Source organism: Merdibacter massiliensis, from assembly GCF_900155395.1.
Classification (GTDB): domain Bacteria; phylum Bacillota_I; class Bacilli_A; order Erysipelotrichales; family Erysipelotrichaceae; genus Merdibacter; species Merdibacter massiliensis.
Map to the genome: position 1 here is coordinate 42,792 of NZ_LT699726.1, position 15,697 is coordinate 58,488.

General features: G+C 47.5%; 18 protein-coding genes. 1 reads left to right on the plus strand and 17 read right to left on the minus strand.

Annotated features, from left to right (window positions below; genetic code table 11):
- Positions 1 to 274 precede the first annotated feature (274 nt).
- Positions 275 to 607, plus strand: coding sequence for a helix-turn-helix domain-containing protein (locus tag BQ9859_RS06775; RefSeq protein ID WP_075877475.1), 333 nt, complete (start codon positions 275 to 277; stop codon positions 605 to 607).
- 50 nt (positions 608 to 657) lie between these two features.
- Here BQ9859_RS06775 and BQ9859_RS06780 read toward each other — a convergent pair whose 3' ends face one another.
- The 17 genes from BQ9859_RS06780 to BQ9859_RS06855 form a co-directional block, all read right to left on the minus strand.
- Positions 658 to 846 carry a cysteine-rich KTR domain-containing protein gene (locus BQ9859_RS06780; RefSeq protein ID WP_425436013.1) on the minus strand — a complete coding sequence of 63 codons (189 nt, stop codon included), beginning with the start codon at positions 844 to 846 and terminating at the stop codon, positions 658 to 660.
- Between the two features lie 66 nt (positions 847 to 912).
- A complete protein-coding gene (locus BQ9859_RS06785; RefSeq protein WP_202613459.1) occupies positions 913 to 1,332 on the minus strand; it encodes a hypothetical protein in 420 nt (139 codons plus the stop codon).
- The gene (locus BQ9859_RS06790; RefSeq protein ID WP_075877476.1) at positions 1,332 to 2,036 is read right to left on the minus strand and encodes an ABC transporter ATP-binding protein; all 705 of its coding nucleotides are present in this window, start codon (positions 2,034 to 2,036) and stop codon (positions 1,332 to 1,334) included. The genes BQ9859_RS06785 and BQ9859_RS06790 overlap by 1 nt, the downstream gene beginning before the upstream one ends.
- Positions 2,037 to 2,076: 40 nt before the next feature.
- Positions 2,077 to 3,351, minus strand: coding sequence for an ABC transporter permease (locus BQ9859_RS06795; protein WP_075877477.1), 1,275 nt, complete (start codon positions 3,349 to 3,351; stop codon positions 2,077 to 2,079).
- 12 nt (positions 3,352 to 3,363) lie between these two features.
- Complete coding sequence (locus BQ9859_RS06800) at positions 3,364 to 4,641, minus strand: ABC transporter permease (RefSeq protein ID WP_075877478.1); 1,278 nt, start codon at positions 4,639 to 4,641, stop codon at positions 3,364 to 3,366.
- A gap of 15 nt (positions 4,642 to 4,656) precedes the next feature.
- The gene (locus BQ9859_RS06805; RefSeq protein WP_075877479.1) at positions 4,657 to 5,997 is read right to left on the minus strand and encodes an ABC transporter permease; all 1,341 of its coding nucleotides are present in this window, start codon (positions 5,995 to 5,997) and stop codon (positions 4,657 to 4,659) included.
- A 327-nt stretch (positions 5,998 to 6,324) separates the two neighbouring features.
- A complete protein-coding gene (locus tag BQ9859_RS06810; RefSeq protein ID WP_075877480.1) occupies positions 6,325 to 6,960 on the minus strand; it encodes a hypothetical protein in 636 nt (211 codons plus the stop codon).
- On the minus strand, positions 6,957 to 7,718 hold the full coding sequence (locus BQ9859_RS06815) for a hypothetical protein (RefSeq protein WP_075877481.1): 762 nt from the start codon (positions 7,716 to 7,718) through the stop codon (positions 6,957 to 6,959). The genes BQ9859_RS06810 and BQ9859_RS06815 overlap by 4 nt, the downstream gene beginning before the upstream one ends.
- Positions 7,711 to 8,589 carry an ABC transporter ATP-binding protein gene (locus BQ9859_RS06820; RefSeq protein ID WP_075877482.1) on the minus strand — a complete coding sequence of 293 codons (879 nt, stop codon included), beginning with the start codon at positions 8,587 to 8,589 and terminating at the stop codon, positions 7,711 to 7,713. The genes BQ9859_RS06815 and BQ9859_RS06820 overlap by 8 nt, the downstream gene beginning before the upstream one ends.
- Before the next feature lie 52 nt (positions 8,590 to 8,641).
- Positions 8,642 to 9,607 carry a M56 family metallopeptidase gene (locus BQ9859_RS06825; RefSeq protein ID WP_075877483.1) on the minus strand — a complete coding sequence of 322 codons (966 nt, stop codon included), beginning with the start codon at positions 9,605 to 9,607 and terminating at the stop codon, positions 8,642 to 8,644.
- Entirely contained in the window at positions 9,591 to 9,980 is a 390-nt protein-coding gene (locus BQ9859_RS06830) for a BlaI/MecI/CopY family transcriptional regulator (protein WP_072849258.1), read from the minus strand. The genes BQ9859_RS06825 and BQ9859_RS06830 overlap by 17 nt, the downstream gene beginning before the upstream one ends.
- Before the next feature lie 308 nt (positions 9,981 to 10,288).
- On the minus strand, positions 10,289 to 11,653 hold the full coding sequence (locus tag BQ9859_RS06835) for a sensor histidine kinase (RefSeq protein WP_235846406.1): 1,365 nt from the start codon (positions 11,651 to 11,653) through the stop codon (positions 10,289 to 10,291).
- A complete protein-coding gene (locus BQ9859_RS06840) occupies positions 11,637 to 12,311 on the minus strand; it encodes a response regulator transcription factor (RefSeq protein WP_075877484.1) in 675 nt (224 codons plus the stop codon). Before BQ9859_RS06840 ends, BQ9859_RS06835 begins: the two co-directional genes overlap by 17 nt.
- 233 nt (positions 12,312 to 12,544) lie before the next feature.
- Complete coding sequence (locus tag BQ9859_RS06845) at positions 12,545 to 12,841, minus strand: RNA polymerase sigma factor (protein ID WP_235846407.1); 297 nt, start codon at positions 12,839 to 12,841, stop codon at positions 12,545 to 12,547.
- Between the two features lie 302 nt (positions 12,842 to 13,143).
- Positions 13,144 to 13,266 (minus strand): hypothetical protein, encoded by a 123-nt coding sequence (locus BQ9859_RS12800; RefSeq protein ID WP_268874593.1) that lies wholly within the window; start codon positions 13,264 to 13,266, stop codon positions 13,144 to 13,146.
- Positions 13,267 to 13,463: 197 nt separating this feature from the next.
- Positions 13,464 to 13,841: a metal-dependent transcriptional regulator gene (locus BQ9859_RS06850; RefSeq protein ID WP_075877661.1), complete on the minus strand. Its 378-nt coding sequence runs from the start codon at positions 13,839 to 13,841 to the stop codon at positions 13,464 to 13,466.
- Between the two features lie 125 nt (positions 13,842 to 13,966).
- The gene (locus BQ9859_RS06855; protein ID WP_075877486.1) at positions 13,967 to 15,697 is read right to left on the minus strand and encodes an ABC transporter ATP-binding protein; all 1,731 of its coding nucleotides are present in this window, start codon (positions 15,695 to 15,697) and stop codon (positions 13,967 to 13,969) included.

The following is a 15,697-nucleotide window of genomic DNA, read 5'->3' on the forward strand; positions in this document are numbered from 1 at the left end:
GCCTACGACATAGAATCATACTCGCTGCTTCTAATGAGCAGCGGTGCGCAGGATGACCAACGCATGAAATATCCCTCCAGGCCAAAAACGTGGTCTGGAGGGATGGGCATGACAAAGCACCCTGCCAAAACCTCGTTTTTTTTATTGGCAGGACCATCTATACGATTCGGGTCAGTTCACTTTTCTATGCACTGTCAGTTCTCTAAAATTTGAACTGCTATGCCATTATAAATCTAGCATAAATCTGTAAAATAGAAAGAGAGGTGAACTGTAGGTGCAGATTAAACATGAAACGCTTGGTGAGATCATCAAGAATGCCCGCATGAAAGCAGATATTACGGTCGAAGATCTGGCTACCAAGGTCGGAGTAACCGAGAGATTTATATATCGTATCGAGAACGAAGGCAAAAAGCCCAGCTACGACATTCTCTACAAGCTGATTCGGGAACTGTCCATTTTACCCGATCAGATTTTCTTCCCAGAAAAGCAGATTGAGGATTCCGAAATGGAAAACCTTGTCCGTATGCTGTATAACTGCGATGAGCGTTCTATGCAGATCATCAAGGCGACAGTTAGGGCGGCCTTGGACAGCCAGCCCAGAGAGTGAAAAAGAGCCGATGCCCGTGGGAAATTCTCACAGGTTCATCGGCTCTGCGTCTATGCGTCTGGCTCTTTGATGACAACGATATGTAATTGTTTCGCCTGGATTAAGCTCTCTCGTTTGCACTTTGGGCAGTAGAGAGGATAATTGATTAAAACCGTATCCTCCCTGATTCGATCACGGGTTTTATTCCCGCAGACGGGACAATAAACCCACTCTGTTTGCTGCATGGGAATCACCTCCATTCTCCTGTTTTCAAGACATGGCCGAGGGCTTGCTGCTCTGCAAGCCCGCCGGCGTGTCTTTTTTATTTATTCTTCCTTTTCCCGGAATCCCCAAGCCTCAAAATCCGTATCGTCTTCCTCCGGCTCCACCTCTTCCATAAAGGTGGAGTCAGGGGCCTCTGTCGAGGCGTTGAGCATATAGGGCGTGACCTGTACCGGCATCTCGTTCTTGAGCGCCAGCACCTTGGGGGCTGCCTTGCCGCAAAACACCATGGCGGCGGCAAAGGCGAAATACTGCACACAGCTTGTAAGATAGAGATTCACAATGGCCAGTTCATTTCCCTGCACAGGAACGCCCTGCTCAAGCTGCCGGGAGATATTTTGGTGGCAGGCTACCAGGGAAACAAAAGCCGTAATCAGCAGCACCGCCGCAAGAACATAAAATGCAACGGAAAGGATAGTCCCTTTTTTCGAGGGCTTTGTGATTGGATTGCTGTCCATCTCCATCAATGCGCCCTCCTTTCACTGCGGGGAGCGTTGTTTCTGCGGGATTGAGGCTGGGCGGCTCCATCTTGAACGCGCTCTAGCACCTGCAGCTCACCCTTTCTCAGCCGGAACACCACATCGGCCTGCTTCGCAAGTTCATTGGAGTGGGTAACGACCACCACACACTTGTTCATCTTGTGGGCGCTCTCTTTGAGAATATCCGTGATGTCCTGGGCGGTGTCCTCGTCCAGATTGCCGGTAGGCTCGTCCGCCAGGATCACTGGGGCCTCACTTGCCAGGGCACGGGCGATGGCCACACGCTGCTGTTGGCCACCGGAGAGTTTCAGTACATTGCGCTTCGATTCTTCTTTCGTCAGGCCCAGCCGCTCCAAAATGGGCAGCGGCGGCAGCTTGGAAGTCAGCGACACATTCTCCGTGGGAGTCAAGTAGTCGATGAGGTTGTATGCTTGGAAGATAAACGCCACATGGTTTTTCCGATGGTCGGAAAGGCCCGTCTTGGCAATATCCTGCCCGTCAAAGTAAATCTGGCCGCTACCGGGGCTGTCCAAGCCGCCGATCAGGGAGAGCAGGGTGGTTTTGCCGCAGCCGGAAGGCCCCAGGATGGCGTAGAGTTTGCCCTGTTCCATTTCGGCGTTGACGCCTTTTAAGACTTTCTTTTTATTATCGTAGGAATATCCCACTTGCTTGATTTCCATGATACTCATAGTGATTACCTCATTTCGTTATTTTAGGGGGTGGATGGTCTTATTCCATCTGCGACAAAATCTGCTTGGGCTTCAGCCGCATGGTGGAGATACTGGACACCAGCACCGCCGCCACCAGCAAAATGCCGCCCACGATAGCCACCAGCATGAAATGCTCCGGCGTGACGATGACATTCTCCGCCGCCTTGCCGAACAGCGTACCCAGGGCGCCGGCCACTTGCTTACTGGATAGGTAGGCCAGCGGGAATGCCACCACCGCGATCAGCAGGGTTTCCAGCACATACTGGAGAATCACCGCAGGCTTGGCGATTCCAACGGCCAGCAAAATCCCGGTTTCTCTCTTTCGACTGCGGATGGACATGGAGAGGATGAGAATTATCAAAACCATGCTCACAGCCGTGATGACAACGATGAGGGTAGTAATCAGGGTGCCGGTGTCAGAAAGGGCGCTGGAGATATTCTGATATACCTCGTCGTTGGCGGTAATGATAAAGTTATCCCAGTTAATAGAATCAATATGTTGCACGTTCTTTATTACATTGTCTAATTGAGCAGCGTCCTCCACATAGAAAAAGGCTCTTTCAATTCCATCATCTGAGTAATTTACTGCCAATGCCTCCATAACATTGTTACTACAGAAAGCATATTGATTATAGTCCCAATAGGTAGACGCATCGTACATATTTATTGTGTCGTCCTTGTCCGCCACAATGTCAAATACGCCTATAAGTTCCATCTCAACCTCTGGATCGTTATATTCAGGGTTAATAATACCTGTAATTTTGTCTCCTATTTTTAACCCGTTTTTTTCAACGCTCTCCCGGCTGAGAATAACTCCATCTGTAACATCCTCTGTAATGTGAGAACCTTCAACAAGCTCAAATCGCCCGGATACAAATAAACTGTTAAATTCAGAATTATATGCGCCATAAGCATAATAGGCGAATCCGTCTGGGCTAAGGCTAAGATTATTTCCTTCTTCATCGTACAGGGTAGGCACACCGCCATTTGACGCATCGTACCCAGTGATACCTTCCACCGAAGCGATTTTTTGAATCATATCTTTAGTGATGAGTTCTTGCGTACTATAAGTACCATCACTGTCATTTGCCCAACCACCAGTAGATAAGTTTCTCTCCACCGTGAAGCTGGCCCCGGTGGTTCCCCGGACTTCCTCAGCCTGTTCCTCCTGGGCGTCGGCTATGGCAAGCCCGGATAACACCAGGGTGGTAATAGCCAGGAGCAGGAAGAACACCAGCAGCGTCTTTTTCCATTTTCTTGCGGTATGTAAAACCGCTCGTATTCCTAAATTCATATTGCGCCTCCTTTACTCCATCTGCGCCAAGATCTGCTTTGGCTTTAGCCGCATAGTCGAGATACTGGACACCAGCACCGCCGCCACCAGCAGGACGCCGCCCACGATAGCCACCAGCATGAAATGCTGCGGCGTGACGATGACGTTTTCCGCCGCCTTGCCGAACAGTGTACCAAGAGTGCCGGCAATCTGTTTGCTGGAGAGGTAGGCCAGCGGGAAGGCCACCACCGCGATCAGCATAGTTTCCAGCACATACTGGAGAATGACCGCAGGCTTGGCGATACCCACCGCCAGCAAAATCCCAGTTTCTCTTTTTCGGCTGCGGATAGACATGGAGAGGATCAGGATAATCAGCACCATGCTCACAGCAGTAATGACAACAATGAGGGTGGTAATCAGAGTGCCGGTGTCGGAAAGAGCGCTGGAAATATTTTGATATACCTCGTCATTGGCGGTGATGATAAAGTTATCCCAGTTAATCGAGGATATGTTCTGTACCTCAGCTATCACGTTATCCAACTGTGCTGCATCTTCTACGAAAAAGTGGGCCTCTTGGAGTTTGCTCCCATCTTCATAATTAACAGCCATTTCTTTCATTGCATTGTAGCTGCAAAAAGCATAATCGGCATAATCCCATAGTGTAGAAGCATCATACATGGTCGCCTCATCATTTTTATCGGCAACGATATCAAAAAAACCTACTATCTCCATATCAACTTCTGGATCGCCATTATTCGGATCATTGATTCCGGTAACTTTATCACCAATTTTTATCCCATTCCGTTCAGCGTTTTCTTTGCTAATGATAAGGCCGTTTTTTACATTTTCTGTAATATGAGAACCTTCTACCAGTTCAAATCTTCCGGATGAAAAAAGTTGGTTGTATTCAGTATTTATTGAACCATAGGTATAATAACTGTTGATAACATTTCCATTAACAAGTTCTTCACCAGTTTCATTATAATAGCTCGGCATAGAGACAACCGCTGCATCATATCCTGCAACTCCATCTACTGAGGAAATTTTCTGAAGCATTTCTTCGGATATAAATTCCTGCGTACTATAAGAACCACTATTGCCGCTGGCCCAACCGCCAGTAGATAAGTTTCTCTCCACGGTAAAGCTGGCCCCGGTGGTTCCCCGGACTTCCTCGGCCTGTTCCTCCTGGGCGTCGGCTATGGCAAGGCCGGACAGCACCAAAGTGGTAATGGCCAGGAGCAGGCAGAACACCAGCAAGGTCTTTTTCCATTTCCGTGCGCTATATAAAATCGCTCGTATTCCTAAATTCATATCACCTGCACCTCCTTAACTCATTTGCGACAAGATACTCTTGGGCTTCATCTTCATGATCGGGTAGGCCGCCAGTGCGGTAGAGGCCACACACAGCACCATGCCAAAAGCCCAAACCATAGCGTAATCCTCGGCGGAAACAGCCACCTCGATCTCGGCAAGGCCCAAATCCTCGGTGGGTTCTTCTTCCACAGCTTCGCTTTCCCCGGTCAAGTCCACCGTTTCATAGGTTTCGCTTGTCACCTGGGAGAGCAGACTGCTCCCGATCTGATGGGAAATGGCTGTGCTGGTGCCGAAGGAAATGAACAGGGCGATGGCCGCCACAAGGATCACTTCCAGCAGGTATTGCAGCAGCACCGAGCCTTTGGAAATGCCCATGGCCAGATAGACGCCGGTTTCATGGATTCGTCCACGGAGCCGCAGCGTCAGGAACAGGGCCAGCACCAGGAAACAGATTACCGATACCACAGCGATGGCGATAAAGACGATGTTCTGCAAGCCCTCCAGGGATTCCTTGGCGTTCTGATAGTCGTTGTCGTAGCGGGTCAGGGTACAGCTCTCCCAATCCACGCCATCCAGTTCCTGCACATCGGTCATAATGCGCTCCAGTTCGTCCGGGTCGTTCACATAGAAATCCCCGTACTGGACATTGGTGGTTCCCTCGGTGCCGTAGAGCAGGAAAGAGGCGGTGGAGAGGTCGGTAAACACAATGTTGTCGTAAAGGTCATAGGACGGGGCCATGCCGATGGAATCCTGCTCTTCCGTATTAGTGAAGATCCCGGCCACCGTCACGGGGATGGTCTTATCTTTGTCCTCCACATTCCCCAGCAGCATGGTGTCTCCCACAGACAGGCCGTTACGCTGGGCGAACTTCTCATGGATCATCACCTGGCTGCCGGTTTCAGTGGTGATGGGGCTGCCCTCCACCATTTCAAAGCCGCCATCGGTGAAATAGCTGTCCTCCTGGGAATTGGAGTTGGCTACCACCCGTCCGGCGTTCTCGTAGCCCTCCGGCACCTGGGCAGCGCCCTCGGTGTTGATTTCCAGAAGGTTCCCGTCTGCGTCAAAATAAGTAGCATAGGTGTAGGAGCGCAGGGTGTACCTGCCACTCAAGCCATCCATAGCAAGAATTTGGCTTACCGTATCCTCCGGGATGCCGTTTTCCAGCGTCTTGGCGTTGATGGTGAAATAGCCCAGCAGGGCTTTTTTGATATTGGCGTTGGCCGTTTCCGTAGCCGATTGGATGGAAAGGCAGGTCAGCATCAGCGTAGCCATGACCAGCAGAAACGCCAGCAGTGTGAGGGTCTTGCCCTTTTTGCGGACGGAATACAGGCAGGCTCGTTTGCACAGGTTCATCTCACGGCCACCTCATTTCCTTGTCGTAAAACCAGTGGGTTCACTTGTGTACCTCCTAACGTAGTTTTTCGCCGGGGCTTTTCCCGCTCCGGTGGTGTCCCCGTCTGCCGGGAACACCCTTATGGTACACTACGAAGGTGGAGTTGAGGTGGAGTGGAGATATTTTTTTGGTGGAGCTGGCGATAAGGTGTAAAAAATCGGCGGCCTTGATTGGTTCAAAGCCGCCGTATAGTCAAACGTAGGACGTGACGATTACCTGCTGAGCAACGGCTTTTTTCTTTTGCCGTCTGGCGGGGCAGATTAAAGCGATATTCGTTTTTTTACATCTCAATCAACTCTTTTGCATTTCCAGTAAATGGTACACCATAAAAATAGACCTGCCAAAGTAATAATTCCTTTGTTCCATAGCCAAATATTATTTTGATCTCCGGCAAATCGGATAAACAAATAGACATATTCTAACCCCGGAAATCTTAATAGGCTTCGCGTCAATAAGATTATCAGCCATATAACCCCACAGACTAATGTTGCTATATGTTCTTGCCTACATATAATCCCTAACAAGGCACACAGCGATGATAAAAAGAATGTTGGTGGGAAATACAGCACAATCAATTCCCATATTGGCATTTCGTATCGCATAACTGACGCGCCTGCCATGCTAAAAACCGCGAATAAACTGGATATTGCAAAAGCGATTATATAACGTAACAATACCCATTTGAAAAGAGATTTGCTTTGTGCGGCAATAATATCAAAATTACTGTCTGCTCTCGTCTTTCCCCATTCACCAACAACGATTGTGACAAAAAACGGGAATACCACTTCAAAGCTGACCGGATAAAAATCAAGCAGATTTCCGGCTATGATAGAAAGAACAATCATAGCAACCGTAAAGGCCGCTGATACGATAAAGAAATTTATCCCGAAAATTTTTACTTCGCTTTCAATTCGCGCTTTCATTCTGACCTCCAAAACTTGTGTTTCAAAAACAGCAGGCTGCCAAACACAAGACCGCTTCCTACAAGGAAAAATCCATTTGCAATAACGCTCCCCATATCAACAAACGGCCATCTCGGATGCACCCATATCAAACGGACTAAATCGCCGGAAGTAATCAAGTAAAATGGCATTGCCTCTGCCGAGCCTACATAGGTGGCATTAAACCCAAACAATATTGCGGCCAGAATATAGAATAAGCGAATGTCAATCATCCCCGGTAAGGCAATCGAGCAAAAGCTGACAAATAAACTCGTTGGAACTAAAGAAACAAAGATTGCTTTTATCAACGGGGCAATACATTCAATCAGGGAAATTTCAAATGGCGCAGCAATAAAATAAATTGTCGTGTTAAGTAAAAGAAAAATACACTGCATGGAGAAAACATATAGAAATCCGCCCAACAGCTTTCCCAACACATATTGCCATTTTCGTAAGGCCGATGACATCAGCAAAGATTTCATTCCTGTCTTAGTATCTATCGGAATACGTCCTGCCAATAAGAACATCAGACCGAACAATAAAACAAGGCTGTCGAGGCTCACAATCCGATAAACAAAGTATGCTGGCTCATTCAAAAACTCCAACCGAGCTAAATTCCCAGCAGAGGGGAAATTGTCAAGTAAAGAAAGTGCCGTCGCTACAAGAAGTACACCCCATGTAACCAGACGCTTGAACTGCATTTTATATTCATAATGGAGAACAGAAAACATTTTACGCATGGGCTTTCCCTCCCATACAATACACATAAGCATCTTCCAAAGTCGCCGTGACAGGTGTGGCCTGTAAGAAAAGCCCGCTTTCGTCCATTATTCGCGCAGTCAATCCGTGGCTCTCATATGTCGTCGATAATACTACCGATTTCTTTTGAAGCTCGATAAGCTGGTTTTCATTTTCTAAATGTAGGATTTTTACCTTATCTTTTACCCGTTCCAATAAGGTGGCAGATGTGCCAGCATAAAATAGATGCCCTTTCCGCAGAACAGCAAGTTCTTCGCATAGCTGGTGAATATCTTCGACAATATGTGTAGAAAGCAAAACGGTGCGGCCCTCTCTTGCATATCTTGACAATAGGCCGCGGAACCTCACCCGTTCTTCTGGATCAAGACCGGCTGTCGGTTCGTCAACAACAAGAATTTGAGGATTGCCAATTAGCGCCTGCGCGATGCCAACCCTCCGTTTCATGCCGCCTGAAAGCTGACCTATTTTGCGTTTGGAAAATTCCAACATTTCAACCTGTTCCAACACATTGCTGACAGCTTTTTTGTTATGAATGCCTTTGAGTTCTGCCATGTAATTTACAAAGTCAAATACAGAAAGAGAGGGGTACATGGCAAGTTCCTGTGGCAAATATCCAACTCTTGCTCTGACCTCATTTCCCTGTTTCACGGTATCAAAACCGCAAATGCGGATTGTGCCTGCTGATGGGGTTAATACCGTAACCAATGCCTTCATCAGCGTAGTTTTTCCAGCACCATTGTGTCCCAACAGGCCAAAAACACCGCTGCCAACACGAAAGCTGACATCATCAAGGGCGGTAACGCCGTTCTTGTATTTTTTAGTAATGTGACTAATCTCAATGTTTGTATTCATACGCTCCTCCATTTAACTACATTCGTAGATTTATAGGCTTTAATGATACGGGTTACTCATTGTAACCCGCACCATATTCTGTACCAGTATTATAGGCCGGATAAGGATAGAAATGTTCTCTGCTAAATTGTACGGAAAAAGCAACCGTAAGTATCAGAGAAACAGCCAGAATAGCCGTTATCATCCTGTCCCTGATCTTTGATGATTTTGTGGTGATCCGTTTGATTCTACGTTTTGTCAACACAAAACTGAGTGCGCCAATCCCTTTACCGGGTTTTGTAGCTTGAACCGTAGACAGTTCCAGCAGTCGGATAATAGCCGCAGCATATTCTGTTTCTGTGACTTTTCCCTGCGAAAATTTTAAGGCATTGCAATCGCAATCCGTTTCACAATGTAGTGAAAAATCTCCTTTAGCAATCCACGCAAAAGGGTTGAGCCAGTTTAATATGCAAACATAATCATAGATACGCTCCAAAAGAATATGTTTCCGCTTAATATGGGTCAACTCATGGATAAAGACAGCGGATAATTCGCCATCGGTCAGCTTTTCTATAACTGTTTTGCTCATGATAATTGCTGGGCGGATTGCGCCGGTAACGCAAATGGGGTTATCCAAAGTCCCCCAATATAGTGCAGGCACTTTTTTTAAGCCGACAATTTCCGCACATTGTAAGCAAAGAGCATTTAGACGCTCAGTGCTACATATCTGGTATCCTTTCAATGCCCGCTTTGCCATTATAGAGCGTATCGTATCATAGACGAAAAGAATACCGCACCCACACACCCATACCCAACAGGCAATATAAAATCCATTTAACCATTCCTGTGTTTCTGGTGATATGAGAAACACATCCGGTGAAAGGAATGGAACGCAAAAAAGGATCATACCGCAAAGCGGAAACCATAGCGGCAGCGTACAACGCAGAATGTGATTGATAAAAAGAGATAAAACACAAAATATACCGCCAATAGCAGATACAAAAATAATCGCATTGAAAATGTTACCGAGTATCTGCATCTGTTTTCTCCTGCTGCTCGATCAAGCTCTTTAGCTCATGCAATTCATCAGACGAAAGATTGCCGTTTTTGACAAATCCCATTACCATCTTAGACAGGGAACCATCATATACGCGGCTTAGAAAACTGCGGCTTTCCGCAAGCTGGCATTCACTTTCTGATACTGCTGGATAATATAAGTATCCCTTTCCTTGACGTTTTGTAGTCAATGCTCCTTTTTTTACCAAACGGGCAAGGTATGTTTGAATAGTCGTCTTGCTCCAACCTGTTTCTTTTAACCTGTCTAATATTTCGGGAAGTGTTTGTGGAGAATTACTCCAAACAATCTTCATTACTCGCCACTCTGACTCTGAAATAGAAAGTTGCTGCTCCATAAAGCGCCTCCTTTGATTGATGCTGTGTAGTTTATTCTATTATAGCATTGGAACTACATAGTGTCAACCATTGCATAGAATATCTATACGTAAAATTAAACGGAAAACTATGCCTGTCTACGCATTTAAGCCACTGAAAAGCCCGCTATTTCGGGGTTTCCCGGCATGGTCGATGGGCAAGGCAGGACAGATTATCTAATCCTCGCCAGAGAGCGCTTCTAAATCTGTAGGGAAATCCATAAAACGTTGGGCATGGTAACTGTTAGCTACACACCCAACGCTTTTTTTCATAAGAGTTTATAGTGCCATCACCACAAAAATGCTGTAAACTTCACACCGTTTTCCGTATTAACCATGTTATAGATAATTTCGTGGTGATCCAGGATGGTTTTAGTGATATACAGCCCCAGGCCGCTGCCGCCGCTGTTCCGGTTCCGGGATTTGTCCACCCGATAGAAGGGAGTGAAGATACGCTCCAAATCTTCCTCAGCAATGTGGACGCCGGTATTCTCCACGGAAAACACCTCGTCTTTTTGGGTGACAGTAATCACCGCCCCCACCGGCGAATAGGTCACGGCATTTCCGATCACATTGGTGAACACTTTCTCCATAAGCCGCCGGTCCCCCTGGTAGTGGTATTCCGGCTGGATGTCCATGCGAAGCTCGATCTGCTTATCCTCCATCCGGCCACGGAACTGCTGGCAGACCTTTCGCAGCATTTGGCTGATGTCCAGGTCAGTGCGCTCCAGGTGGAAATCGCTGCCGCCCATCCGGGCCGCCGATAGAATCTCCTTTACCAGCGCCTCCATGTCATTGGTGGTTTTCATACACCGGCGCAGGTAAGTATCGCGGTCTTTGTATTCGCCAACCTGATAGATCATGCCCTCCAGTTGCCCCTTGATGATGGCAATGGGAGTTTTCAGCTCATGAGAGACGGCGGTGAAAAATTCCACGCGCTGCTTTTCCTGCTCACGCTCCCGCTCAATATCTTTCTTCAACTGCCAGTTCGCTGACCGCAGGCTGGCCAGCGCATTGCTGAGCTGCTCCGCCATCTCATTCAGGCTGGTGGCCAGCACACCGATCTCGTCTTTTCGGTTGACTTCACACTTCCAGGTCATGTCCAGGGTGGTCATCCGCTTTGCCACGTTGCTGATATTGACCAGCGGCTTAGAGTAGTACCGGGAACAAACTACCGCCCCAATGACGGAGATCAATAGAATCACAACGGCAATAAAGGGGATGAGCTTCAACAGGATGTCATAGGACTGCGCCACCGCAACCAGGGCGGCATTGGCAAATACATGGTAGGTCTGCCCGCCTTGCTGGAATGTAGCGGAACAGCTCATAGAGGGGGCAGAAGTGTCCATGTTCTCCATATCGGCAAAATTCACGGAGAACAAATTATTCCCATAATCATCGTTGATTTCCACCGAGGCGTTGTTCGTCATGGAAAATTCCATCAGACTGTCCGAACTGGCCTCCCAGCCGTTTCGCTCCAAAACCGCCACCAAGTCATAAAAATCGGAAGTGACTTGGCCTTCCAGCTCCGTATGGTAATTCCTCGGCAGGAAAATCATCACCATGCCGTAAATGATAATGCAGCAGACCACCAGCAGCGCCAGCATACTGAGGAAGGTTTTGGCCTGAATGCTTTGACTAATCTTCCTTCTCAATTTTATATCCCGCCCCTCTCATGGTTTCTATGTAGTCCACACCCAGCTTTTTACGGATGTTCTTGATGTGGGTATTCACGATTTTTTCATCGCCAATATAGTCGTAGCCCCAAACCGTGTCCAGCAGCCTTTCCCTGGACACCACCCGGCCCTGGTTCTCCAGAAGGAGCTTCAAAATCTCAAATTCCCTGGTGGTCAGGGAAACGCTTTCTGTTCCAACAAGGACGGTAAGGCTGTCCGTGTCCACCGTGATTTCCTTATAGCGGATCACGGTATTGGGCGCAGCGCCGCCCTGTTCAGCCCGACGCAGCACCGCTTCGATATGCTTCATCACAACCGGCATGGAAAAGGGCTTGGTGATATAATCATCTGCCAGAGCGTCAAAGCCCTTCATCTGGCTATCCTCATCATCCAATGCGGTGAGCATGATGATGGGAACCCGGCTCTCCTTCCGCAGAATCTCACATACGGCAAAGCCATCAATTTTCGGGAGCATTAAATCCAGAAGCACCAGATCGGGCTTGTTCGCCCGGAACTGTTCAATACCTTCCAGGCCATCAGCAGCCAGTACCACCGTGTAGCCTGCGTCCTCCAGGAACGCCTTGATGATATTCTGAATGGATTCTTCATCCTCTATAATCAAAATCATTTTTGACATCGCTTGCACCTCCAAAGGTAGTGTAGCATACAAAGGTGGAGTTTAGGTGGAGAAGGGGGCTTTTTTTGAAAAATCCCTCTGTTCATATTATACCTGAACTACAATGCCAGAAAAAGTGTGCGAATTTGAATTTTGTATATCCTCATAGCACGAGATTGTATGACAGGCTGTTTCTATTTGAGGAAGTCAAAAATGCCCCTCACCCAACAATATCCAGGTGAGGGGCATTAGATTTAACTCTCCAATAAGAGCTTCAACTTTTTGAGGACCTTTATTTTCCGAACATGAACAGCATTGCGGTACACGCCAAGTTCATCTGCATATTGCCGTTCTGTCTTTTCCTCAAAGAACAGCGCCTGGATCAGCGCACGTTCCTCTGGAGTCAGCAGGGAAAGCGCGGTATGTAGCTTGTCCACTTCCAGCTTGTGAAGCACCACGCTCTCCACACTTTCCTGCTCATCGGAGAATTGCTGGGCATTTTCATCCACCAGCCGGTCCAAAGAATCTTCGCGGCTTGGGATGATCTGCACCACTTGGCCCTCCTTTCCGAGAACGAACCGCTCAGTTTTCAAATCGTTCTCAAAATAGCGCATTTTCCGGTCGCCCTGCATATAGGCCCGGTACACTTCATCCGTGACCTCGACAAATTGGCCGCGAATCCATATTCTTTTTTTATTAGCGTCCACGCTGTTTTACCTCCGATCAGTCTGAATTGCGAGAAATTCAGACTGGTCAGGCGGCCCCCTACAACGTGGAAATGATGGGGTTCCTCTATATAGAAAAACGCACCTGCAGAATGAGACAACAGCCCCAACAGCAAGTGCGTTTCTTTTTAGTTCGTGTAAATCATGGCATGATAGTTCAGTGTGAAGGGCGTAAAGCCACGATGAACAGCAAGCGGCTTTTTTGATAGCCTGCGCCCTGTCGCATTATGTCGAAACGCTCTTTGTTTCATGGCGGCTCCCTCCTGAAGCCGCCGTGTCAGCGTATAGGCGTCACTCCTTTGTTGAGGGCATAAGGAACGGCGGCCTTGATGTTACTCAAAACCGCCGCAGTACCCTGAAAATCCATTATGGGCGCACAAAGCTACCTGCCCTGCAACGGTTTTTTCTTTCCCCGTTTAGCGGGGCAGGATAGCTTGTCTTATTCGTTTTATTCTTGCTCTTGTGCGGCTGCCTCTTTCAGCCGCGAAAAGCTCTCATCGCTGATAATGTGTTCAATCCGGCAAGCGTCGGCCTCCGCAGTCCTGGGGTCAACGCCTGCGGCGATAAGCTGCTCGGTAAAAAAGCAATGGCGCTCATAGATTTTTTCAGCAACCTCGCGGCCCACATCGGTCAGATGGAGAAAGTGATCTTCGTCCATTGTAAGAAAGCCGCCGTCCCGCAAGGTAGCCACTGCATGGCACACGCTGGGCTTTGACACCTCCATGTGCCGGGCCACATCTACGGAGCGCACCATACCGAGTTTCTTTTGGAGAACAAGGATGGTTTCCAGGTAGTCCTCCCCGGACGGAGTTATTACGGGCTTCATAAACTCTTTGCGCTCCTTTGCCTGTTTTTGTTGCAATTCTTCCCATGCTTCACGAATAATCAAAGAAAACACCTTGGCACGCCCCCTTTCAAGAATAATAGGTTCTGATGTTTATGCAAAAGAAATCACTTTAGTTTCCAGCCACTTGCCAGTTCACGCTGTTTCCAAAAACGACTATAAATTCCATCTTGAGAAATCAGTTCTGCGTGTGTTCCTTTTTGCGCCACTTTGCCATCCGATATAACGACAATCTGATTGGCATTTTTTACTGTTGATAAGCGATGTGCAATGGAAATCAGTGTTTTTCCCTTTGTAAGTTGTTCAATCGCTGCCAACAGTTCATGTTCATTCTCCGGGTCAACGCTGGATGTTGCTTCATCCAGGATAATGATTGGAGCATCTTTCAAAATGGCTCTCGCTATGGAAACACGCTGCTTTTCACCGCCAGACAAAGTAGAGCCACCTTCACCCACCTTTGTGTTATATCCTTCGGGCAAAGATACGATAAAGTCATGGCATTGAGCCTTTTTTGCTGCCTCCACGATTTGCTCATGGCTTGCATCAGGATTGCCAAAGCGAATATTATTCTCAATGGTATCATTGAAAAGGTAGACGCTTTGAAAGACCATGCTGATATATTGCATAAGGCTATCCGCAGTGTAATTTTTTACATCCTGCCCGTCCACAAGAGCCTGACCTTCTTGAACATCCCAAAAGCGGGCAATCAGGTTGCAAAGGGTTGTTTTACCCGATCCCGATGGCCCCACAATCGCGCAGGTGGTTCCCTGTGGGATAAGCAGAGAAACATGGTCGATAATTTTTCTGGACTTTTCATATCCAAAAGATACATCCCGAAGCTCAATATCAAACCGTTTCGGGACAAGTTTATTTGATGTTGTGTCCATCTGCGGGATGTTCGTAACTTCTTCCAGGCGGTTTAAGCCAGCGGTGACGACACGGGAAAGAAACGCACCATTTCCCATCTGCTCCATTTCGGAAAAAATGATAAAGGCACTGACAATCACCATGAGGCACCACGGCAACGATAAACTTCCCGCCAGATACAAAAGAACGGCGGCTAACATCAAAACACTGCCGGTTATCTTGTAAACAGCAGAGTACCATTTCATCAAAGCCATAGAAGCGTGTTCCTGTGCAAGATCAGCTTCTTTCTTTTTGCGAAAAGAGGCATAAACGGCATTTTCGCTACCATCCGCTTGGGAAAAGGCACGAAGCACCGCAATTCCCCGGATATATTCCAACGCCTGAGTCGTCATATCTTCTTGCGCCGCCAATACTTTCGGTGCGTGTTCCCTTGCAACTTGTCCAATAGCATGAAGAATTAGGATGCCGACAAGGGAACCTGCAAGGGTGATTACTGCAAAAACAGGAACGGAAAATAGGAAGAATACGATCATTACCAGCGCCATCAACGCTCCGCTGGTCAGATCAGTGACCGCCATCATGGAATATTGTTCCAACTCTGTTACTGTCGTTGTAAGTACATTCTGAATACTTCCCAAACGCTGCTCGGAAAAATATCCCATAGGTGCTTTTCGCATGAGGGCGCCAACATGAAGTCTGTAATCACGGAATATATCAAAGCCCTTAGCACTCATGGAAATATCCATAAGCCACTGAAAAAAGAAACGGCCCAACACACTGATACACAAGACAGCAAGAGCTTTCCAGATCACATCCATTGTCAGGCTGTCCAGATCAGAGGCAACAATATAAACCGCCCATAAAACCATTGCCATACATACGCTTTGCAGGAAATTAAAGAGGATGCCCAGCAAGATTTTTGATTTATGCTTTCCCGCCAGATTGAGTATTCTTTTAATCATAGCAATCAT

Bases quoted from the DNA above. Each gene is read 5' to 3' on its own strand.
- BQ9859_RS06780 (WP_425436013.1), bottom strand. From the start codon at position 846: ATGGAGGTGATTCCCATGCAGCAAACAGAGTGGGTTTATTGTCCCGTC.
- BQ9859_RS06785 (WP_202613459.1), bottom strand. From the start codon at position 1,332: ATGGAGATGGACAGCAATCCAATCACAAAGCCCTCGAAAAAAGGGACT.
- BQ9859_RS06790 (WP_075877476.1), bottom strand. From the start codon at position 2,036: ATGAGTATCATGGAAATCAAGCAAGTGGGATATTCCTACGATAATAAA.
- BQ9859_RS06795 (WP_075877477.1), bottom strand. From the start codon at position 3,351: ATGAATTTAGGAATACGAGCGGTTTTACATACCGCAAGAAAATGGAAA.
- BQ9859_RS06800 (WP_075877478.1), bottom strand. From the start codon at position 4,641: ATGAATTTAGGAATACGAGCGATTTTATATAGCGCACGGAAATGGAAA.
- BQ9859_RS06805 (WP_075877479.1), bottom strand. From the start codon at position 5,997: ATGAACCTGTGCAAACGAGCCTGCCTGTATTCCGTCCGCAAAAAGGGC.
- BQ9859_RS06810 (WP_075877480.1), bottom strand. From the start codon at position 6,960: ATGAAAGCGCGAATTGAAAGCGAAGTAAAAATTTTCGGGATAAATTTC.
- BQ9859_RS06815 (WP_075877481.1), bottom strand. From the start codon at position 7,718: ATGCGTAAAATGTTTTCTGTTCTCCATTATGAATATAAAATGCAGTTC.
- BQ9859_RS06820 (WP_075877482.1), bottom strand. From the start codon at position 8,589: ATGAATACAAACATTGAGATTAGTCACATTACTAAAAAATACAAGAAC.
- BQ9859_RS06825 (WP_075877483.1), bottom strand. From the start codon at position 9,607: ATGCAGATACTCGGTAACATTTTCAATGCGATTATTTTTGTATCTGCT.
- BQ9859_RS06830 (WP_072849258.1), bottom strand. From the start codon at position 9,980: ATGGAGCAGCAACTTTCTATTTCAGAGTCAGAGTGGCGAGTAATGAAG.
- BQ9859_RS06840 (WP_075877484.1), bottom strand. From the start codon at position 12,311: ATGTCAAAAATGATTTTGATTATAGAGGATGAAGAATCCATTCAGAAT.
- BQ9859_RS12800 (WP_268874593.1), bottom strand. From the start codon at position 13,266: ATGAAACAAAGAGCGTTTCGACATAATGCGACAGGGCGCAGGCTATCA.
- BQ9859_RS06850 (WP_075877661.1), bottom strand. From the start codon at position 13,841: ATGAAGCCCGTAATAACTCCGTCCGGGGAGGACTACCTGGAAACCATC.
- BQ9859_RS06855 (WP_075877486.1), bottom strand. From the start codon at position 15,697: ATGATTGCTATGATTAAAAGAATACTCAATCTGGCGGGAAAGCATAAA.